General features: G+C 67.0%; 15 protein-coding genes, 2 pseudogenes and 1 riboswitch. Of the genes and pseudogenes, 13 read left to right on the top strand and 4 right to left on the bottom strand.

Features of this window, described 5'->3' with window-relative positions; all coding sequences use genetic code 11:
• Positions 1-69: 69 nt before the first annotated feature.
• From tuf to gmk, 7 genes and pseudogenes are all read left to right on the top strand, one after another.
• On the top strand, positions 70-1,269 hold the full coding sequence (gene tuf / locus JS528_RS02815) for an elongation factor Tu (protein WP_214357604.1): 1,200 nt from the start codon (positions 70-72) through the stop codon (positions 1,267-1,269).
• 217 nt (positions 1,270-1,486) lie between these two features.
• Positions 1,487-2,044 (top strand): elongation factor P, encoded by a 558-nt coding sequence (efp, locus tag JS528_RS02810; protein WP_214357603.1) that lies wholly within the window; start codon positions 1,487-1,489, stop codon positions 2,042-2,044.
• 66 nt (positions 2,045-2,110) lie between these two features.
• A complete protein-coding gene (nusB, locus tag JS528_RS02805) occupies positions 2,111-2,524 on the top strand; it encodes a transcription antitermination factor NusB (RefSeq protein ID WP_214357602.1) in 414 nt (137 codons plus the stop codon).
• Between the two features lie 198 nt (positions 2,525-2,722).
• Positions 2,723-3,943 (top strand): glutamine-hydrolyzing carbamoyl-phosphate synthase small subunit, encoded by a 1,221-nt coding sequence (gene carA, locus JS528_RS02800; RefSeq protein ID WP_338069760.1) that lies wholly within the window; start codon positions 2,723-2,725, stop codon positions 3,941-3,943.
• A gap of 1 nt (position 3,944) precedes the next feature.
• Positions 3,945-7,328 (top strand): carbamoyl-phosphate synthase large subunit, encoded by a 3,384-nt coding sequence (gene carB / locus JS528_RS02795; RefSeq protein ID WP_214357600.1) that lies wholly within the window; start codon positions 3,945-3,947, stop codon positions 7,326-7,328.
• A 40-nt stretch (positions 7,329-7,368) separates the two neighbouring features.
• Positions 7,369-8,298 (top strand): annotated as a pseudogene (gene pyrF, locus JS528_RS02790) (orotidine-5'-phosphate decarboxylase); the annotation flags it as partial.
• A gap of 228 nt (positions 8,299-8,526) precedes the next feature.
• A complete protein-coding gene (gmk, locus tag JS528_RS02785; protein ID WP_240541302.1) occupies positions 8,527-9,111 on the top strand; it encodes a guanylate kinase in 585 nt (194 codons plus the stop codon).
• Positions 9,112-9,299: 188 nt separating this feature from the next.
• Here the strand turns inward: gmk and JS528_RS02780 are convergent.
• Positions 9,300-9,716: pseudogene (locus JS528_RS02780) on the bottom strand (thiamine-binding protein); the annotation flags it as partial.
• A 5-nt stretch (positions 9,717-9,721) separates the two neighbouring features.
• Positions 9,722-10,531 carry a bifunctional hydroxymethylpyrimidine kinase/phosphomethylpyrimidine kinase gene (gene thiD / locus JS528_RS02775; RefSeq protein WP_214357598.1) on the bottom strand — a complete coding sequence of 270 codons (810 nt, stop codon included), beginning with the start codon at positions 10,529-10,531 and terminating at the stop codon, positions 9,722-9,724.
• A 119-nt stretch (positions 10,532-10,650) separates the two neighbouring features.
• Between thiD and JS528_RS02770 the strand changes: the two genes are divergently transcribed.
• On the top strand, positions 10,651-11,856 hold the full coding sequence (locus JS528_RS02770; RefSeq protein WP_214357597.1) for an ATP-binding protein: 1,206 nt from the start codon (positions 10,651-10,653) through the stop codon (positions 11,854-11,856).
• A 120-nt stretch (positions 11,857-11,976) separates the two neighbouring features.
• Here JS528_RS02770 and thiC read toward each other — a convergent pair whose 3' ends face one another.
• Positions 11,977-14,718 carry a phosphomethylpyrimidine synthase ThiC gene (thiC, locus tag JS528_RS02765; RefSeq protein WP_214357596.1) on the bottom strand — a complete coding sequence of 914 codons (2,742 nt, stop codon included), beginning with the start codon at positions 14,716-14,718 and terminating at the stop codon, positions 11,977-11,979.
• A gap of 120 nt (positions 14,719-14,838) precedes the next feature.
• Positions 14,839-15,762 carry a hydroxyethylthiazole kinase gene (gene thiM / locus JS528_RS02760; RefSeq protein WP_214357595.1) on the bottom strand — a complete coding sequence of 308 codons (924 nt, stop codon included), beginning with the start codon at positions 15,760-15,762 and terminating at the stop codon, positions 14,839-14,841.
• A riboswitch (TPP riboswitch) is annotated at positions 15,756-15,864 on the bottom strand. Its footprint overlaps the gene before it by 7 nt.
• A gap of 251 nt (positions 15,865-16,115) precedes the next feature.
• On the opposite strand from thiM, the gene JS528_RS02755 reads away from it, so the two are divergent.
• The 5 genes from JS528_RS02755 (at position 16,116) to JS528_RS02735 (ending at position 21,401) form a co-directional block, all read left to right on the top strand.
• Complete coding sequence (locus tag JS528_RS02755; RefSeq protein WP_214357594.1) at positions 16,116-17,591, top strand: glycine--tRNA ligase; 1,476 nt, start codon at positions 16,116-16,118, stop codon at positions 17,589-17,591.
• A complete protein-coding gene (gene dusB, locus JS528_RS02750) occupies positions 17,592-18,842 on the top strand; it encodes a tRNA dihydrouridine synthase DusB (protein ID WP_214357593.1) in 1,251 nt (416 codons plus the stop codon).
• A gap of 157 nt (positions 18,843-18,999) precedes the next feature.
• A complete protein-coding gene (gene ftsZ / locus JS528_RS02745) occupies positions 19,000-20,373 on the top strand; it encodes a cell division protein FtsZ (protein ID WP_214357592.1) in 1,374 nt (457 codons plus the stop codon).
• A gap of 40 nt (positions 20,374-20,413) precedes the next feature.
• Complete coding sequence (locus JS528_RS02740) at positions 20,414-20,932, top strand: cell division protein SepF (RefSeq protein ID WP_214357591.1); 519 nt, start codon at positions 20,414-20,416, stop codon at positions 20,930-20,932.
• Between the two features lie 187 nt (positions 20,933-21,119).
• On the top strand, positions 21,120-21,401 hold the full coding sequence (locus JS528_RS02735; protein WP_214357590.1) for a YggT family protein: 282 nt from the start codon (positions 21,120-21,122) through the stop codon (positions 21,399-21,401).
• Positions 21,402-21,458: the final 57 nt, after the last annotated feature.

Here is a 21,458-nt window from a genome sequence, read left to right as displayed (position 1 = left end):
CTGGCTTCTCAATGTGGCACGAAACCCAGAAACCCAGTAACCCTACGAAACGTCCAGGAGGACAAAGTAATGGCAAAGGAAAAGTACGAGCGTACTAAGCCGCACGTTAACATCGGTACCATCGGCCACGTCGATCACGGCAAGACCACTCTGACCGCGGCCATCTCCAAGGTGCTGCACGAGGAGTACCCGGACCTCAACCCGGAGTACGACTTCAACCAGATCGATGCCGCTCCGGAGGAGCAGCAGCGTGGTATCACCATCAACATCGCCCACATCGAGTACCAGACCGCGAAGCGTCACTACGCTCACGTGGACTGCCCGGGCCACGCCGACTTCGTGAAGAACATGATCACCGGCGCTGCCCAGATGGATGGCGCTATCCTCGTTGTGGCCGCCACCGACGGCCCGATGGCCCAGACCCGCGAGCACGTCCTGCTCGCCCGTCAGGTCGGCGTCCCGAAGATCCTGGTCGCCCTGAACAAGTGCGATATGGTCGAGGACGAGGAGCTCATCGAGCTCGTTGAGGAAGAGGTCCGTGACCTTCTCGACGAGAACGGCTTCGATCGCGACTGCCCGGTCATCCACGTCTCCGCCTACGGCGCTCTGCACGATGACGCTCCGGACCACGAGAAGTGGGTTGAGCAGATCAAGAAGCTCATGGACGCCGTCGACGAGTACATCCCGACCCCGGTCCACGATCTCGAGAAGCCGTTCCTGATGCCGATCGAGGACGTCTTCACCATCTCCGGTCGTGGTACCGTCGTCACCGGCCGTGTCGAGCGTGGCCAGCTGGCCGTCAACTCCCCGGTCGAGATCGTCGGCATCCGCCCGACCCAGAACACCACCGTCACCTCCATCGAGACCTTCCACAAGACGATGGACTCCTGCGAGGCTGGCGACAACACCGGTCTGCTCCTCCGTGGCCTCGGCCGTACGGATGTCGAGCGTGGCCAGGTCGTGGCTGCTCCGGGCTCCGTCACCCCGCACACCAAGTTCGAGGGTGAGGTCTACGTTCTGACCAAGGATGAGGGTGGCCGTCACTCGCCGTTCTTCTCCAACTACCGTCCGCAGTTCTACTTCCGCACCACCGACGTCACCGGCGTCATCGAGCTGCCGGAAGGCGTCGAGATGGTTCAGCCTGGCGATCACGCGACCTTCACGGTCGAGCTGATCCAGCCGATCGCTATGGAGGAGGGCCTGACCTTCGCCGTGCGTGAGGGTGGCCACACCGTCGGCTCGGGCCGTGTCACCAAGATCATCGCCTGATTTCGTTCAGCGATCGATTGACACGCTTGAACTAGCGCGTTGAAAGAACCCCGGGTTCCGTAAGGACCCGGGGTTCTTCCGTATCCGGCGGCGGGCACCGTGGCACCCTCCCGTCGTGCGGACATACGCGGACTGTGTCGCGGTAGAGGGGTGATGGCATAATAGCCAAGGCAATTTTCGAGTTTGTCCCTGAATCAAGAAACATAGGTGAGTAAACGTGGCACAGACTACCAATGACATCAAGAACGGTTCCGTTCTGAACCTTGACGGCCAGCTGTGGACCGTCCTCAAGTTCCAGCACGTCAAGCCGGGCAAGGGCCCCGCCTTCGTGCGCACCACCATCAAGAACGTCCTGTCCGGCAAGATCGTCGACAAGACCTTCAACGCGGGCATGAAGATGGAGTTCGAGACCGTCGACAACCGCAACCTGCAGTACTCCTACGAGGACGGCGACAACTTCGTGTTCATGGACATGACCACCTACGATCAGGTGTACGTCCCGAAGACCCTCGTCGACAGCAAGTTCCTGCTCGAGGGCACCGACTGCGTCGTGTCCTTCCACGACGGCACCCCGCTGAACGTCGAGCTGCCGGCCTCCGTCGTCCTGACGATCACCCACACCGAGCCGGGCCTGCAGGGCAACCGCTCCAACGCCGGCACCAAGCCGGCCACCGTCGAGACCGGCGCCGAGATCCAGGTCCCGCTGTTCATCAACGAGGGCGAGAAGGTCAAGGTCAACACCGCCGACGGCTCCTACCTGGGCCGCGAGAACTGATTCCTCTTCGGTTCCACACCCAGTCCCATTAGTCGATACCGGTAAAGCAAAGGACCTGAAGCTGCAATGGCACGTTCCACCGCCCGCAAAAGGGCTCTGAACACGTTGTATGAAGCGGACGAGAAGGGTCAGGACATCCTGTCCCTGCTCGAGGAGCGCATCGAGACTCCCGGCGCGCAGACGCCGCTGCCCGAGTACGCCATCGACCTCGTCCGTGGCGTGGCCGAGCATCTGAGCGAGATCGACTCCACCCTGGATGAGCATTCCACCGGGTGGAAGGTCAAGCGTATGGGTGTCGTCGATCGCAACATCCTGCGCATCGCCGCATGGGAGATCCTCTTCAACGATGACGTACCGGACAAGGTCGCCATCGACGAGGCGCTGTCGCTCGCCAAGACGCTGTGCGACGACGATTCGCCCGCATTCATCCACGGACTGCTGTCCGCCATCACCACGGCCAAGGAAAAGCCGATCGACTGATTTTTCATTGAACGCCTCCCCGTAATACGGGAGGCGTTTTTGTGAACGGGGACCTTCGCGACGGGCGAAGGACCCGTTGACGATCCATGAGCCTTTCGCCAGCGAAGGCAGGAGGATTCATGCGCGTTTTCCGCGCGTGTGAGTCTGCGCTGGCCTATAACCTACAGTTAGGATACCCAAGCGGAAAAGGGGGTTTTGGTGAGCGAGAACGCGAACTATGGCAAGGACGATGCTGTCCTTGTGTTGGAGGATGGGCAGGTGTATGTGGGCGAGCCCTACGGCGCCCGCGGCGCGACCACGGGCGAGATCGTGTTCTCCACCGGCATGACCGGCTACCAGGAGACGCTCACCGACCCGAGCTACGACCGTCAGATCGTGGTGCAGACCTTCCCCCACATCGGCGATACCGGCGTGAACCACGAGGATCCGGAATCCTCGCGCATCTGGGTCGCCGGCTACGTCGTGCGCGACCCCTCGCCGAACGTGAGCAACTGGCGCGCCGAAGGCAGCCTCGATGACGACCTCGTGGCCAACGGCATCGTGGGCCTGGCGGACATCGACACCCGCAAGCTGGTGCGTCACCTGCGTTCCGCCGGCGTCATGCGCGCCGGCATCTTCTCCGGCGACGCGCTCGTGGACGAGTCCGGCCGCGTCAGGGAGATCGACGAGCTGCTCGCGCAGGTCAGGGACACCCCGCAGATGCAGGGCCTGAGCCTGTACGACGAGGTCTCCACCAAGGAGGCCTACACCATCGAGCCGTGCGGCGAGTTCGAGGGCAGGGAGCCGCTGTACACCGTGGCCGCGGTGGACCTCGGCATCAAGGCGATGACCCCGCACCGCATGGCCGAGCGCGGCTGCCGCGTGCACGTCGTGCCCTCCACCGTCACGTTCGAGCAGATCGAGGATCTCAACCCGGACGGCGTCTTCTTCTCCAACGGCCCGGGCGACCCGGAGCAGGCCGGCCCGGAGGTCGATCTGCTGCGCAAGGTCCTGGACGCCGGCTACCCGTTCTTCGGCATCTGCTTCGGCAACCAGCTGCTCGGCCGCGCGCTCGGCTTCGGCACCTACAAGCTCAAGTTCGGCCACCGCGGCGTCAACCAGCCGGTCAAGGACATGACCACCGGCAAGATCGAGATCACCGCCCACAACCACGGCTTCGCCGTCGACGCGCCGATCGGCGAGACCGTCGACGCCCCGTTCGAGGACGGCAGGTACGGCAAGGTCTTCGTCAGCCACATCGACCTCAACGACGACGTGGTCGAGGGCCTGCAGTGCGTGGACATCCCCGCGTTCTCCGTGCAGTACCACCCGGAGGCCGCCGCCGGCCCGCACGACGCCGCCTACCTGTTCGACCGTTTCTGCGAGCTCATGAAGAACAACCCGCGCCAGGAGCGCGCCAACTCCAAGGAAGGTAAGTGATATGCCGAAGCGCACCGACATCAAATCCGTGATGGTCATCGGATCCGGCCCGATCGTGATCGGTCAGGCCGCGGAGTTCGATTACTCGGGCACCCAGGCATGCCGCGTCCTGAAGGAGGAGGGCATCCGCGTCATCCTCGTCAACTCCAACCCGGCCACCATCATGACCGATCCGGAGATGGCCGACGCTACCTACATCGAGCCGATCGCCACGCCGATCCTCGAGCAGATCATCGCCAAGGAGCGCCCTGACGCGCTGCTGCCGACCCTCGGCGGCCAGACCGCCCTGAACGCCGCGATGGCGCTCGGCGAGGCCGGCGTGCTCAAGAAGTACAACGTCGAGCTGATCGGCGCCTCCCTCGAGGCCATCGACCGCGGCGAGGACCGCGAGCTGTTCAAGAAGGTCGTCGACGAGGCGGGCGCCGAATCCGCCCGCTCCCGCATCGCCCACACGCTCGCCGAGGTGGACCGCATCGCCGACGAGTTCGGCTACCCGCTGGTCGTCCGCCCGAGCTTCACGATGGGCGGCCTCGGCTCCGGCATCGCGCACGACGAGGAGGAGCTGCACCGCATCGCCGGCGCCGGCATCCACTACTCGCCGACCGACGAGGTCCTGATCGAGGAGGGCATCGAGGGCTGGAAGGAGTTCGAGCTCGAGCTCATGCGCGACCGCAAGGACAACGTCGTGGTCGTCTGCCCGATCGAGAACGTCGACCCGGTCGGCGTCCACACCGGCGACTCCATCACCGTGGCCCCCTGCTTCACCCTCACCGACCGCGAGTACCAGAAGCTGCGCGATATCGGCATCGCGATCATCCGCGGCGTCGGCGTCGACACCGGCGGCTGCAACATCCAGTTCGCCATCCACCCGCAGACCGGCCGCATCATCGTCATCGAGATGAACCCGCGCGTCTCCCGCTCGTCCGCCCTCGCCTCGAAGGCCACCGGATTCCCGATCGCCAAGATCGCCACCAAGCTGGCCCTCGGTTACACGCTTGACGAGATCCGCAACGACATCACCCAGTCCACGCCGGCCTCCTTCGAGCCGACCATCGACTACGTCGTCACCAAGGTCCCGCGCTTCGCGTTCGAGAAGTTCCCGGGCGCCGACCCGACCCTGACCACCTCGATGAAGTCCGTCGGCGAGGCCATGGCCCTGGCCGGCAACTTCCAGGAGTCTCTTGGCAAGGCCATGCGCTCCATCGACAAGCGCCACATGGGCTTCAGCTGGGACGGCGAGAAGCCGTCGGCCGACGAGGTCGCCGAGCTGCTCACGGCCATCCACACGCCCACCGAGAACCGCTATCTGGAGCTCATGCGCGCCATCTGGGGCGGCGCGACCATCGAGCAGCTGTACGAGTCCACCAAGATCGACCGCTGGTTCCTCAAGCAGCTCACGCTGATCAACGAGACCGCCCAGGCCGTGCGCGAGGCCGAAACCCTCACCCGCAGGCTGCTGCGCCGCGCCAAGCTGGCCGGCCTGTCCGATCTGCAGATCGCGCACCTGCGCGGTCTCGGCGACGAGGGCGAGAACACGATCCGCGAGCTGCGCTGGACCTACGGCCTCAAGCCCGTGTACAAGACGGTCGACACCTGCGCCGCCGAGTTCGACGCGGCCACGCCGTACTACTACTCCTGCTACGCGGACGAGACCGAGGTCAAGCCGCGCGAGCGCGAGGCCGTGATCATCCTCGGCTCCGGCCCGAACCGCATCGGCCAGGGCATCGAGTTCGACTACACCTGCGTGCACGCGGTGCAGGAGCTCGGCAAGGACTACGACACGATCATGGTCAACTGCAACCCGGAGACCGTGTCCACCGACTACGACATCTCCGACCGCCTGTACTTCGAGCCGCTCACCTTCGAGGACGTGCTCGAGATCTACGAGGCCGAGAAGAGGATGGGCCCGGTCAAGGGCGTCATCGTCCAGCTCGGCGGCCAGACCCCGCTCTCGCTCGCCGCGCGCCTCAAGGCCGCCGGCGTGCCGATCCTCGGCACCACCCCGGAGGCCATCGATCTGGCCGAGAACCGCGAGCTGTTCGGCGAGGTCCTCAAGAAGGCGAAGATGAACGCGCCGCGCTACGGCACCGCCCTGAGCCTCGAGGAGGCCCAGGAGGCCGCCCACTCCATCGGCTACCCGGTGCTCGTGCGTCCGAGCTACGTGCTCGGCGGCCGCGGCATGGAGATCGTCTACGACAACGCCCAGCTCGAGAAGTACGTGAACCGCGCACTGGCCGAGGCCAAGGCCGATACGGTCGTCTCCGGCAGGCTCCCCTCCCCGCTGCTCATCGACAAGTTCCTGCAGGACGCCATCGAGATCGACGTCGACGCGCTGTTCGACGGCGAGGAGCTGTACATCGGCGGCATCATGGAGCACATCGAGGAGGCCGGCGTGCACTCCGGCGACGCCGCGTGCACCCTGCCGCCGTCGACGCTGTCCGACGACCAGATCCGTCGTCTGCGCGAGGGCACCTACGCCATCGCCAAGGGCTGCGACGTCAGGGGTCTGATCAACGTGCAGTACGCCTTCATGGCCAACACGCTGTACGTCATCGAGGCCAACCCGCGCGCCTCCCGCACTGTGCCGTTCGCCTCCAAGGCCACCGGCGTGGCGCTGGCCAAGGCCGCCGCCCGCATCATGGCGGGGGAGACCATCGCCGACCAGCGCGCCAACGGTCTGCTGCTGCCCAAGGGCGACGGCGGCGTCATGCACCGCGGCCAGCAGGTGGCGGTCAAGGAGTCCGTCCTGCCGTTCAAGCGCTTCCGCACGCCCGTCGGCAAGACCGTCGACATCCTGCTCGGACCCGAGATGCGCTCCACCGGCGAGGTCATGGGCTTCGACCGCGACTTCCCGCACGCGTTCGCCAAGAGCCAGCTCGCCGCGTACGAGGGTGGTCTGCCGACCCACGGCAACGTGTTCATCTCCGTCAACGACACCGACAAGCGACAGCTGCCGCTGATGGCCGTGCGTCTCGAGGAGCTCGGATTCACCATCTGGGCCACCGAGGGCACCGCCTCCGTGCTGCGCCGCTACGGCATCGAGTCGAAGATCGTGGACAAGATCTCCACCCGCGTGGACTCCGATCCGGAGGCTCCGGTTCAGGTCGTGCACGCCGAGGGCTCCGTCGGCAAGAACGTCGTCGAGCTCATCGAGGAGGGCGCGATCGACATGATCCTCAACACCCCGAACTCGCGCGGATCGCGCTCCGACGGCTACTCCATCCGAGCCGCCGCCATCGCCGCCGATCTGCCGCAGTTCACCACCATCACCGAGTTCTCCGCGGTGCTGCTGGCCATCGAGGCGGTCAAGCGCAACGACTACCAGATCATGAGCATCCAGGAGCACTCCAAGCAGCTGTTCGCGTTGGAAAGCAAGGACTTCTAAGGCATACGGCAAGAGGTTCACATAGGCGAAAGGAATCGCGATGAACGCCAGCACCCAAGAGGAACAGGACAAGGAACGACTCGCGCGGCACTCGGACTTCGGTCTGCGTCTGCGCAATTCGATGGACAAGTACGGTCCGTTGTGCGTGGGCATCGACCCGCACCGAAAGCTCCTGACCGATTGGGGCTACAACGTTGACGCCGACGGCGCGGAGATGTACTCCATGCGCATGCTGCAGGCCGCGAACGGCCGCGCCGCCGCCGTCAAGTTCCAGCTGCCGATGTTCGAGCGCTACGGCTCGAAGGGCTTCGCGGCGCTGGAACGCGTGCTGTACGCGGCACGTCAGATGGGCGTCATCACGATCGTCGACTGCCTGCACGGCGGCCTCTCCACCACGATCTCGGCCATCGCCGACGCCTACTTCAAGCCCGGCGCGCCGCTGCGCGCCGACGCGATCACGCTGCTGCCGTACTACGGCGCGCGTTCGCTGCAGGGCCTGATCGACGAGGCGCTCGACAACGGCCGAGGCGTGTTCATCGCCTCCCTGACCTCCAACGAGGAGGGCAAGAGCCTGCAGTCCGCCATCCGACAGACCGGTGACTTCGAGGGCAAGACGGTGGCCTACGGCATCGCGGCCACCGCCCAGAAGCACAACGAGAACATCGAGGGCATGGGCTCGGTGGGCCTGATCATCGGCGCCACCATCGGCCAGTGGATCAACGAGACCGGCGTCGACCCGGCCAAGTTCACCGGCCCGATCCTGTCTCCCGGCTACGGCTGGCAGGGCGCCGAGGCCAAGGATCTGCGCACCGTGTTCAAGGGCACCAAGGGCAACGTCCTGGTGACGGTCTCCCGCTTCATCGCCTCCCACGGACCGGACATCTCCGCCCTGTCCGAGGCCACCGAGGCCATCGCGCTGGACGTGCGCCAGGCGCTGCTCGAGGCCACCAGGATCGGCGACGAGGAGCAGGAGCGGAAGGAAGAGGAGACCCGGCACCCGGGTCAGCCCGTGCACACCACGCATTCCTCGTCCACCATCATCGACATGGGCGGGAAGCGCGACCATACGAACGATCATCAAGGAACGAACACCGTGACCGAAGACGCCATCGCAGATCAGACCGATACCGCCGCCCCCACGCCGACCGGAACGTCGGCGGACGTCGCCGAGACATCGTCCGATGCGGACGCCGATGCGCTGCACGGCGGCCGACTGCTCGTGCTCACCGGCCCCGCCGGCGTCGGCAAGGGTACCGTCGAGGTGGCGTTGCGTAAGAAGCATCCCGAGGTGTGGGTGTCCGTGTCCGCCACCACGCGCGATCCCCGCCCCGGCGAGGTCAACGGCGTGAACTACTGGTTCATGAGCGAGGACGAGTTCGCCGCCAAGGAACAGGCGGGCGAGTTCCTCGAGACCGCGCTGGTGCACGGCATGGCCCATTACGGCACGCCGCTCAAGCCGCTGGAGGAGCATCTCGCCGTCGGCACGCCGACGATCCTCGAGATCGATCTGCAGGGCGCACGCCGCGTCAAGGAGAAGGCCGCCGAACTCGGACTCGAGGTGATGACCGTGTTCATCGCGCCGCCGAGCTTCGACGAGCTGGTGCGTCGCCTGACCGGCCGTGGCACCGAGACCGAGGAACAGCGCCGGCGCCGCCTCGAGACTGCCAAGATCGAGCTCGCCGCCGAAAGCGAATTCGACGTGACCATCGTCAACGAGAAGGTCGAACAGGCCGCCGACGATCTGTGGAACGTCATCGCCAAGGAATACGGCATCGACGCCTGACGGAAGCGATACGGACATACGAATGGGGGGATGCGCCTTCGCGGTGCATCCCCCCATTCGCGTCGATCCCGACTCGGCCTCCGGACCGATCAGGGGACGCCGGGTCGGGATCGGGAAGAAAGACATCAGCCGACGGAACGCTGCGCGGTCTCGTCGCCTCCGTCGGCCCCGTCGGTCTCGCCTCGTCCGGCCCTGCGCTCGGCGATGATCGCATCGGCGAGCTTCGGCTTCTCGGCGAGCTGTCCGGTGAAGCCGGGGCGGATGTCCATGTGGAGCACGAGGCTCGTGCGGTAGCCCTGCCCGGCGAGCTTCTTCGCGGCCTCGCCGGCCACGTGCAGCACGTCGTCCAGATCGCCTTCGACGTCGGTGAACAGCGCGTTGGTCTCCTGCGGGAGCCCCGAGTCGCGGATCACCTCGATGGCCTGCGTGACGTACGGCGACACCTCGGAGCCGGCGCCGGTGACCGACACCTGAATGGCGGCCACGGTGTTGAGGTACGGCTTGCCGGTCCTCGGGTCGATCGGCACCTCCTGCCTAACGGCGAAACGGTCGGACACGGTGTTGAGCGCGTCCGACGCGTCGTGGTTCTGGTGCTGCGTCGTCATGTCCGTCACCTCCAGGCCCAGGCGTGATCCATCGGGCCCGAACCCTGCCCCAGGTCGAGCATCGCCTTCAACGCGCCGGTCAGGTAGTCCTTCGCGTGGCGGATCGCCTCGGGCAGCGCCTCGCCCTTGGCGAGGTTCGAGGCGATCGCCGAGCTCAGTGTGCAGCCGGTGCCGTGCGTGTTCGGGTTGTCCACGCGGTCGCCGTCGAACCAGGTGATCGTGCCGTCCGTCTCGGCGAGCACGTCGTTCGCGTCGTTGGTGTGGTGGCCGCCCTTGACGAGCGCCGCGCAGCCGTAGCGTTCGGTCAGAGCCCTCGCCGCGCGCTCCATCGAATCGGCGTCGGTGATCTCGAGTCCGGACAGGACCTGCGCCTCGGGGATGTTCGGCGTGATGACCGTCGCCAGCGGGAACAGCTTCGAGGTCAGGGCCGCGATCGCGTCGTCGCTGATGAGCTTCGCGCCGGAGGTGGCGACCATCACCGGGTCGAGCACCACGTTCGTGGCGTGGTGGAAGGTGAGGCGATCGGCGATCACGTCGATGATGTCGGTGGCGGAGACCATGCCGATCTTGACGGCGACCGGCGGGATGTCCTCGAACACGGCGTCGATCTGGTCGGCGAGGATGTTCGGCTCGGTGTCCTGGATGGAGCGCACGCCGGTGGTGTTCTGCGCGGTCAGCGCGGTGATGGCGCTCATGCCGAACACGCCGTTGGCGAGCATGGTCTTCAAGTCGGCCTGCATGCCGGCGCCGCCGGACGAGTCCGAACCGGAGATCGCGAGTACGGGGGGAAGGGTGGTTGATGCATGTGATGACATGGCTTTCAGTCTAGTCAACGCAAGCGGTTTCCGCACCTGTTTTTCCCTTGGTTTTCCTTGATTATTCGCCGTTCCTGTGATGTGATGGAGGGGCTTCGAGAACAAGGAAGGGAGAGCCCATGTCCAACGACGTGCTACGCCGCGACGGCGTGCTCGCGCGCATCACCGGATTCGACGAGGGACGCGTCGCGTACTACGCGGTGATGCCCAACGGCCGCACCACGCAGCTGACGTTCCCGCGTCAGGAGGTGTTCGACGTGGGCGACGTGCTGCTCGTCGGCGACGGCTTCTACACGAAGGTGCCGGCGGACGTGTGGCCGGTCAGACCGCGCGTCGGCGTCGTGCGCCGCGCGCTGGAGGACTGCGTCGTGCTCGAGACCTCCGACGGCCTCGAACTGCTCGAGGGGGACTATCCGACGAGCATCATGCCGGGCAACACCGTGGAGTTCACCGACCTGTTCGGCATCGAACGGGTGCTGTGGCCCACGCCCATCCGCCCCGGCGAATCCGACCACGACGACGACATCAAGCAGTACCGCATCACGCCCGGCACCGACCCGGGACTCACGTTCGACTCGTTCGGCGGCTACGAGCAGGTCATCACCCGCGCCAAGGAGCTCATCGAGACGCAGCTGGGCAACAGCGAGCAGATGCGCGCGATCGGCGCCAAGCCCATCAAGGGCGTGATCTTCACCGGCGCGCCCGGCACCGGCAAGACGCATCTGGCGCGCATCATCGCCAACGTGGCCGACGCGCAGTTCTATCTGGTCTCCGGCCCCACGATCGTGAGCAAGTACGTGGGCGACAGCGAGGAGACGCTGCGCATGATCTTCGCCGCCGCGCAGGCGGACAAACGCGCGATCATCTTCTTCGACGAGATCGACTCGATCGCCTCCTCGCGCGACACCGACACGAACGGCGTCGGCAAGCGGCTGGTCGCCCAGCTGCTGACCCTGATGGACGGCTTCGCGTCCAAGGGCAACGTGGTGGTCGTCGCCGCGACCAACCGCATTGAGGACGTGGACCCGGCGCTGCTGCGCCCGGGCCGCTTCGACTGGCAGATCCCGTTCCCGATGCCGAACGAGCACGACCGGCTCTCGATCCTGCGCGTGCAGGCGAGGACCCTCGCCACCGAGGGCGAGCTGCCCCTCGCGGACATCGCCCGGCGCACCGAGGGCTGGAGCGGCGCCGAGGTGTGCGCCATCTGGACCGAGGCCGCGCTCGTCGCCGCCAAGGACCGCCGCGGCGCGATCCGCGCGGACGACCTCACGACCGCGTTCGAACGCGTCGAACGCCGGCCCGAGCTGCGGGCGCACCGCGGATAGGCCGGCGGACCAACCATACGGCGAGAGGGGCGCGCCGCGCCCGATGTGGAAGGTCATCGGACGAGACACGCCCCTCTCTCTATGGCGGATCGTGCTATGCCGATCCGACGGTCACTTCCGTCACTCGGTGGCGGTCGAGTAGAGCTTGTTGCCTTGGGCGGCGTACTTCTCGCTCATCTGGTCGAGTCCGGCGCGGATCTCCTCGGGGCTCAGCACGTTGGCGGACACGACGCCGTCGGCCGCGGTCGGCTGGGCGGTGGCGGGCACGCCGGCGATGGACTCCTCGACGATCCGCTGCTGGGCGGCCTCGCCGCCGAACGCCTTGCGGATGTTCTGCGAGATGGCCATCGAGCAGAACTTCGGGCCGCACATCGAGCAGAAGTGCGCCATCTTGGCCGGCTCGGCCGGCAGGGTGTCGTCATGGAACGCGATCGCGGTGTCCGGATCGTAGGACAGGTTGAACTGGTCGAGCCAACGGAACTCGAAGCGGGCCTTCGAGATCGCGTCGTCACGGTCCTGCGCGTGCGGGTGATGCTTGGCGATGTCGGCGGCGTGGGCGGCGATCTTGTAGGCGATCACGCCCTGCTTGACGTCATCCTTGTTCGGCAGGCCCAGATGCTCCTTCGGGGTCACGTAGCACAGCATCGCGGTGCCGTAGCGGGCGATCTCGGTGGCGCCGATCGCGGAGGTGATGTGGTCGTAGCCCGGCGCGGTGTCGGTGGTCAGCGGTCCGAGGGTGTAGAACGGGGCGCCCTTGCACACGGCCTTCTCCAGCTCGATGTTCATGCGGACCGTGTCGAACGGCACGTGGCCCGGGCCCTCGATCATGACCTGCACGTCCTTGTCCCAGGCGCGCTGCGTGAGCTCGCCCAGGGTCATCAGCTCGCTCAGCTGGGCCGCGTCGTTCGCGTCGGCGAGGCAGCCCGGACGCAGGCCGTCGCCGAGCGAGAACGCGACGTCGTACTTGGCGAAGATGTCGCACAGCTCGTCGAAGTGCGTGTACAGGAAGCTCTCCTGGTGGTGACGCAGGCACCAGTCGGCCATGATCGAGCCGCCGCGCGAGACGATGCCGGTGACGCGGTTCGCGGTCAGCGGCACGTAGCGCAGCAGCACGCCGGCGTGGATGGTCATGTAGTCGACGCCCTGCTCGCACTGCTCGATGACGGTGTCGCGGAACAGCTCCCAGCTGAGCTTGGAGGCGTCGTCCTCGACCTTCTCGAGCGCCTGGTACATCGGCACGGTGCCGATCGGGACGGGGGAGTTCCTGAGGATCCACTCGCGGGTGGTGTGGATGTCGTTGCCGGTGGACAGGTCCATCACGGTGTCGGCGCCCCACTTGGTGGCCCAGGTGAGCTTCTCCACCTCCTCGTCGATGGACGAGGTCACGGCGGAGTTGCCCATGTTCGCGTTGAGCTTGGTCAGGAAGCGGTTGCCGATGATCATCGGCTCGGCCTCGGGGTGGTTGATGTTGCACGGCATGACGGCGCGGCCGGCCGCGAGCTCGGAGCGCACGAGCTCCACGTCGCAGTTCTCGCGCTCGGCCACGTACTTCATCTCCGGGGTGACGATGCCGTGGCGGGCGTACCACATCTGGGTGATCGGGTGGTCCTTGGCGCGCATCGGCTGGTGCGAGCGTCCGCGCCATTCCTTGGTCGCGCGGCCGCGCTTGATGGCGCGCTTGCCGTCGTCCTCGAGATTGCGGCGGCGGCCCTCGTACTCCTCGACGTCGCCGCGGTCGCGGATCCAGTCGAGGCGCAGGGGCTTCAGACCCTCCTTCGGATCGCACTTGGGGCCCTCGGTGTTGTAGTCGTGGAACGGCGGGTTCGGGCCGACGCCCGGGGTGTCGGACAGCTTGATCTCGGTGTACGGCACCTCGAGGTCGTAGGAGCCGTACTCGTAGGAGAACGGCACGGACTTGGTCTTGCGGATGTGCGCCTTGTCGCGCTGCTTGGAACCGCGGGCGGCGATGTCGACGCGCTGCTGCTTGGCGAGCTTCTGCGCGTCCTTCGCCTGCTTGGCGTTGGTGAACTTCCTCTCGGTGGCCTCGGCGCCGGCGGCGGCGTTGCCCTCCTGGGCGGCCTGCGTGTCGGCGGCCGGGGTGTGGGTGACGATGCGCGGCGCGTAGCCGTGCCTCGCATCGCCGCGCACGGCCTTCCAGCCGGAGACCATCGCGCGGGTGGCCTCCTCGGGGTTTTCGGCGCCGGCGATGGCGGAGACGGCAAACCAGCCGGCGGCCTTGGTGCTCGCGAGCATGTCCATGTCGGCCGCGGTCACGCCGCCGCCGACGACGACCGGGAACTCGGAGGCGGAGCAGATCGTGTTGATCTGCGCGGCGTCGAGCGTCTTGCCTGAGCCGTCGTTGCCGCCCACGGAGGCCTCCGGCTTGGTGGTGGAGACGTGCAGCGGGCCGGCGCCGATGTAGTCGATGCAGCCGTCGGGAAGCTCGTTGATGAGCTTGACCAGGCTCTCGGTCTCGGCCGACAGGCCGACGATCGCCTCGTCGCCGAGCAGGGCGCGGGCCTCGCGCGGCTCCATGTCGGTCTGACCGATGTGCACGCCGTCGACCTTGATGCCCTTGCGGCGGGCCTGCCAGACCACGTCGGCGCGGTCGTCGATGACGAAGGCCACGGAGTCGGACTTCTCGTTGTCCTCGATGATCTGCGCGATGTCGCGGGCCATGTCGGTCAACTCGGAGGCATCGGCCTTCTTGGCGCGCAGCTGGACGAAGGTCGCGCCGCCGCGCAGGGCCTGATCGACCACGTCGGTCAGCGGTCTGCCCTTGCAGTCCTCGGGGCCCACCACGAAGTAGGCGGACAGGTCGAAGCTGTCGCGCATCGACGCGTACGGGTATTCGTTGCTCATTGTTTGTCTTCCTTTGGGTTGGTTGATGGAAGTGTGGGTGGTTTCGACGGCCCCTGACGAGAACCGGGGGCGACCGTGCGGACGCCGTCGTCGGGTCCGCACGCACACGCCCGTCGGGCGTCAGGAGACCTGAATGGGGGAGGAGGCGACCTCGTCGGCCGTCACGTTCCACAGGGCGTCGAGGAACGCGACCTGGAACGATCCCGGGCCGTGGGAGCGCGTCTCGGCGATCTCGCCGGCGCGGTTGTACAGCGCGGTCGCGGCGAGCGCCGCGGTCAGCGGATCGGCCACCGCGAGGTAGACCGCGGTCACGCCGCCGAGCGAGCAGCCGGCGCCGGTGATCTTCGTCATCATCGCGCTGCCGCCGGGCAGGCGGTAGACGACGTCGCCGTCGGTCACGAGGTCGACGGCGCCGGAGACGGCCACGGCCGCCCCGCCGTTCGGCGCGGACGCGGCGAGGAAGCGCGCCAGACGCCTCGCCGCGTCCACGGCCGCGTCCACCTCGTCGACGGACTCGACGCCGGCGGGACGGGTGGCGTCGTCGGGGGCGATCAGCCCCCACATCGTCGCCAGGGCGATGATCTCGGAGGCGTTGCCGCGCACGACGGTCGGGGGAGCGGCGCGGAAGGAGCGCAGGATCTCGGTGCGCGTCGAGCCGATGCCGGCGGCCACCGGGTCGAGCACCCACTTGTGCCCGGACTTGTGGAACGCGCGCGCGATCCTCGGCAGCGCGTCCTTGTAGAACGGCAGCAGCGTGCCGACGTTGACGTAGTCGGCGCCGGCGATGGCGGCCGTGTCGATGACGTCGTCCGGCAGGAAGCTCATCGCCGCGGTGCCTCCCGCCGCGAGCTGCGCGTTGGCCACGAGGTTGATGGTCACGAAGTTGGTGAACGACTGCGCCATCGGAGTCGTGGACCGCACCGCCTCGGCCGCCGCCCTGATGCGCGAGCGCACGTCGGCGAGGCCGTCGGCGTCGTCTCCGGACCCGTTATAAGGGGAATCGATATCGCGTTCGTTGCGATGGATATGCGATGAGTCGCTCATGATTCACTGCTCCCTACGCTGGTCTTAACCAACAGGTTCAAAGGGTCGGGTCTCACGCCCATCTCAACCCGCCGAGTGCCGCGGGTTCCCCTGCATGTCTGTGTTATTGATCCTGACGCTATGCGTCAACATGGACAAAAATGTGACGCAATCGCACACATGCGTGTTCGGACTCTTGCGGGTAGCGCGTCCGCGTGGTAAAAGCGGGCTCCCGCGACCATGTCCCGACGTCCGGCGGAGGCGCCGGATCCGCGCCGTTCCCGCATGGCGCCGTCCGGTCCCGCCCGGTCGGCGTATGCAGGTAATCTGAAGCGGTTGTAAGACCCCAAACCGTTCAAACCAGAAGGTGCATTGTGGCTCAGTCCAAACTTGATGAAGTCGTATCCCTCGCGAAGCGTCGCGGTTTCGTGTTCCCCGCCGGCGAGATCTACGGCGGTACCCGTTCCGCCTGGGATTACGGCCCGCTCGGCGTCGCGCTGAAGGACAATATCAAGCGCGAGTGGTGGCGTTCGATGGTCGTCACCCGCCCCGACGTCGTCGGCGTCGACACGTCCATCATCCTGCCGACCCCGGTGTGGGTCGCCTCCGGCCACGTCGCCGTGTTCAACGACCCGCTGGTCGAGTGCCTCAACTGCCACAAGCGCAACCGCGCCGACAAGCTCCAGGAGTCCTACGCCGAGAAGCACGGCGACAAGCTGCCGGAGAACGGCATGGCCGACATCGTGTGCCCCGACTGCGGCACCCGCGGCAAGTGGACCGAGCCGCGCGACTTCAACATGATGCTGCGCACGCACCTCGGCCCGGTCGAGGACGAGAACAGCCTGCACTACCTGCGCCCGGAGACCGCGCAGGGAATCTTCGTGGACTTCAAGAACGTGATGACCTCCTCGCGTTCCAAGCCGCCGTTCGGCATCGCCAACATGGGCAAGTCCTTCCGCAACGAGATCACGCCCGGCAACTTCATCTTCCGCACCCGCGAGTTCGAGCAGATGGAGATGGAGTTCTTCGTCGAGCCCGGCACCGATGAGGAATGGCACCAGTACTGGATCGACGCCCGCACCCAGTGGTACCTGGACCTCGGCGTCAAGCCGGAGAACCTGCGTCACTACGAGCACCCGAAGGACAAGCTGGCCCACTACTCCAAGCGCACCGTCGACATCGAGTACAAGTTCGGCTTCCAGGGCTCCGACTGGGGCGAGCTCGAGGGCGTCGCCAACCGCACCGACTTCGACCTGTCCGCGCACGCGAAGCACTCCGGCGAGGACCTGAGCTACTTCAACCAGGCCACCGGCGAGAAGTACGTCCCGTACGTCATCGAGCCGGCCGCCGGCCTGACCCGCTCCCTGATGTGCTTCCTCGTCGACGCGTACGATGTGGACGAGGCCCCGAACACCAAGGGCGGCGTCGACAAGCGCACCGTCCTGCGTCTCGACCCGCGCCTGGCTCCGGTCAAGGCCGCCGTCCTGCCGCTGAGCAAGAAGCCGGAGCTGCAGTCCGTCGCCCAGGACCTGGCCGCCGACCTGCGCCAGCACGAGTGGATGATCGACTACGACGAGTCCGGCGCCATCGGCCGCCGCTACCGCCGCGAGGACGAGATCGGCACCCCGCTGTGCATCACCGTCGACTTCGACACCCTCGACGATCAGGCCGTCACCATCCGCGACCGCGACACGATGAACCAGGAGCGCGTCTCCCTGGACAAGGTCGCCGAGTACGTGGACTCCCGCATCGGCGAGCACCGCAGCCGCGTGCCGATGAAGCCCGTCGCCATGGGCGGCGAGGCCTGGCCGGATTCCGTGAAGATCAACGAAGCCGGTGGTCTGTACTAAGTGACTTCCGACAACGAAATCACGATCGACGAGCGCGGCGACTGCCTCACGGGGCAGGACCCGCGCTCGCCGCGTCATGCCATCGATGCGCCGACGGTCGCCGGCGCCGTCAAACCCGTCAGGCTCGGTCCGATCGAGGTGCCGACGCCGGTGGTGCTCTCGCCGATGGCGGGGGTCACCAACTGGCCGTTCCGCGTGCTGTGCGAGGAGTACGGGCCCGACGGGCTGTACGTGGCGGAGATGATCACCGCCCGCGCGCTCGTCGCCCGCAACCCCAAGGCCCTGCGACTGTGCCGCTTCGCGCCCACCGAGCGCGTGCGCTCGCTGCAGCTGTACGGCGTGAACCCCGCGATCGTCGAACAGGCGGCGAGGATCGTCGTCGACGAGCACATGGCCGATCACGTGGACCTGAACTTCGGATGCCCCGTGCCCAAGGTCACGCGCCGCGGCGGAGGCTCGGCCCTGCCGTGGAAGACCGACATCTTCACCGACGTGATCCGCCGCGTGGTCAGGGTGTGCGGCGAGGCGGACATCCCCGTCACCGCGAAGATCCGCGTCGGCATCGACCACGACCACGAGACCTTCCTCGAGGCCGGCCGCATCGCGCAGGAGGAGGGCTGCAAGGCCGTCACCCTGCACGCGCGCACCACCGCCGAATACTACGGCGGGCACTCCGACTGGAGCCGCATCGGCGAGCTCAAGGAGCGCCTCGAGATCCCCGTGTTCGGCAACGGCGACATCTGGGGCGCCGACGACGCCCTGGCGATGATCGCCGAGACCGGATGCGACGGCGTGGCCATCGGCCGCGGCTGCCAGGGGCGCCCGTGGCTGTTCGCCGACATCAGGCACGCGTTCGAAGGCTCCGACGAACGGTTCAACCCCACGCTGGGCGAGGTGTGCCGCGTGATCTCGCGCCACGCGCGTCTGCTCGTCGAGTTCTACGACGGCGACGAGCGCATGGCCGTGCACGATCTGCGCAAGCACATCGCCTGGTACCTCAAGGGGTTCCCGGTCGGCGGGTCCACGCGCAAGGCGTTCATGGAGTGCGAGAGCCTCGAGGACGTCGACCGCGAGATCGGCCGGCTCGACCCGGACGTGGAGTTCCCGCCCCGCGTGATCGACAAGCCGCGCGGCCGCGTGCGCTTCGCCAAGAAGGTCCATCTGCCCTACGGCTGGCTCGATTCGCGCACCACCAGCCACGAGGAGCGCGAGACGCTCTTCGGCGACGACCCGATGGACGCGAGCTACTAGGCCGCCGATCGGGTCGCGCATGCGGCATGCGCCGGCACACACTGCAACAACAAGGATTCCACACCCCATAATTGCGCTACACGCGCGAAAATATCACACAATACGGCGTGGCCCTGCGCTAGTCTAGGGTGTAACCGTGAAGTGACAGGAGCACAACGTGAGCGAGATCGCCCAGAACGAGGAGTTGAACGACAGGACCAACATCAAGGTCGTCGGCGTAGGCGGTGCCGGTGGCAACGCCGTCAACCGCATGATCGCCGAAGGTCTGCAGAATGTCGAATTCATCGCAGTCAACACCGATGCCAAGGATTTGCTGCGCTCCGACGCCGATGTGAAGATCTCCCTGTCCGACCAGTCCAGCCGTGGCCTCGGCGCGGGCGCCGACCCGGAGAAGGGCGCCAAGGCGGCCCAGGACCACCAGTCCGACATCGAGGAGGCCGTCAAGGGCGCCGACATGGTCTTCGTCACCTGCGGCGAGGGCGGCGGCACCGGTACCGGCGCCAGCCCGATCGTCGCGCGCGCGGCCCACCAGCAGGGCGCGCTGACCATCGCCGTGGTCACCCGTCCGTTCTCGTTCGAGGGCCCGCAGCGCTCCGCCTCCGCCGAGCTCGGCATCGACAACCTGCGTCAGGAGGTCGACGCCCTCATCGTCATCCCGAACGACCGACTGCTCGAGCTGTCCGACCGTTCGATCACGATCATGGACGCCTTCAAGACCGCCGACTCCGCGCTGCTGTCCGGCGTGCAGGGCATCACCGACCTGATCACCTCCAACTCGTACATCCACGTGGACTTCTCCGACGTCACCGCCATCCTGCGCGGCGCCGGCACCGCGCTGTTCGGCATCGGCTCCGCACGGGGCGAGGACCGCGCCACCCAGGCCGCCGAGCTGGCCATCAGCTCGCCGTTGCTCGAGGAGAGCATCGAAGGCGCCCACGGCGCGCTCATCAACGTCGCCGGCCCGACCGACATCGGTCTGCAGGAGGCCTCCGCCGCCGTCGAGCTGGTGCGCAAGGCCATCCACCCCGAGGCCCAGATCATCTGGGGCCTCGCGCTCGACGACGCCTACGGCGACGAGGTCCGCGTCACCGTCATCGCCGCCGGCTTCGACACCGTCAAGCAGGCCGCGGCCAACGCGGCCGCCGCCGGCATCCCGGCCGCCGTGCCGCCGCAGCGCACGGCCCCGGTCCAGCAGCGTCAGCAGCCCGCGCAGACGGCCCAGCCGCAGCAGACCCAGCAGCCGGCGCCGTCCGCGGCCCCGGCCCAGCAGAACCCCGCGCCGCAGGCCGCACCGGCCCAGCCGCAGCAGCCGGCGCCGACGCAGACCGGCCAGATCCCGGCCCAGCAGCCGGTCGCCCCGGCCGCTCCGGTCCAGCCGCAGGTGCAGCAGCCGACCACGTCGCCGTTCACCTTCGCCCCGGCCCCGGGATACCCGTCCTCGCAGCAGTTCCCGCAGCAGCCCGCGTACCCGTACACCACCCCGGACGCGAACGACCCGGGTGATCTCGACATCCCCGACTTCCTGCGCTGAGCCGCGGACGAGACCCCGAGACCAAAGAAAGGATTGAGACATGGCCGGATTCATGAAGAACGCGATGTCCTATCTTGGCATGTCGGACGTGGCCGAGGACGATGACGATTTCGACCTCGCCGAGGAGCCCGATACGCCGGTTGCCCCGGCGGCATCCTCCTCCGCGGCGTTCGACTCGGAACGCGTCGTGACCCCGATGCCCGCCTCCAAGCCGGCGTCCTCCGGCCCGACGCTGTCCTCCGGATCCACCACGCGCAGCGCGAATCCGTTCCAGAGCCGCATGAACCGCATCACCACCATCCATCCGAAGTCCTACGAGGACGCGCAGATGGTCGGCCGTGCGATCCGTGACGGCGTGCCCGTCGTGCTGAACCTGACCGGCGTGCCCGAGGCCGTGGCCTACCGCATCGTGGATTTCTCCGCCGGTGTGGTGTTCGGCGTGCACGGCTCCATGGAGCGCGTCACCCCGCGTGTGTTCCTGCTGAGCCCCTCCCAGGTGAACATCAAGGTGGAGGAGCCCATCACCGCGAACAGCGCCCACGATCTGTTCACCGAGTGACGTGTCGTCGGCGGGAACCGATCGTCCCGCCGGATCCCGACCCCGGACCGTATGACGAGCGCCGCATGATCCCATCGATCATGCGGCGCTCGTCGTTTGCCCCGTCGCCCTTCGCTCTCCCGTCCCCTCCAGTTTGTTCACAGCGAACGTCCCGCGGACGCTCCATGACGCTTGATACGGTGTCCGTATGCTGTTTCTCATCCTCATGCGACTGCTCGACGGCCTCATCGACGCCTACATCACCGTGCTGTTCATCCGCATGATCCTCGACTGGGTGGCGTTCCTGTCCCCGAGGTGGCGTCCGCGCGGCTTCGTCTACACGGTCATCGACGTCATCTACCGGATCACCGATCCGCCGCTCAACTGGCTGCGCCGCTACATCCCGCCGCTGCGGCTCGGGGCGGTCGGCATCGACATGAGCTTCATCGTGCTGTACTTCCTGCTGGTCGTGCTGCGCGTCCTGATCTGACGATCCGGGGAAAGCCGCGGGAGGGGCCATACCCCCCTATCACCTCGTCCAACATGC

This window comes from Bifidobacterium santillanense, from assembly GCF_018555385.1.
Taxonomy (GTDB): Bacteria; Actinomycetota; Actinomycetes; order Actinomycetales; family Bifidobacteriaceae; genus Bifidobacterium; species Bifidobacterium santillanense.
This window is presented reverse-complemented; position numbering and strand designations above follow the sequence as displayed.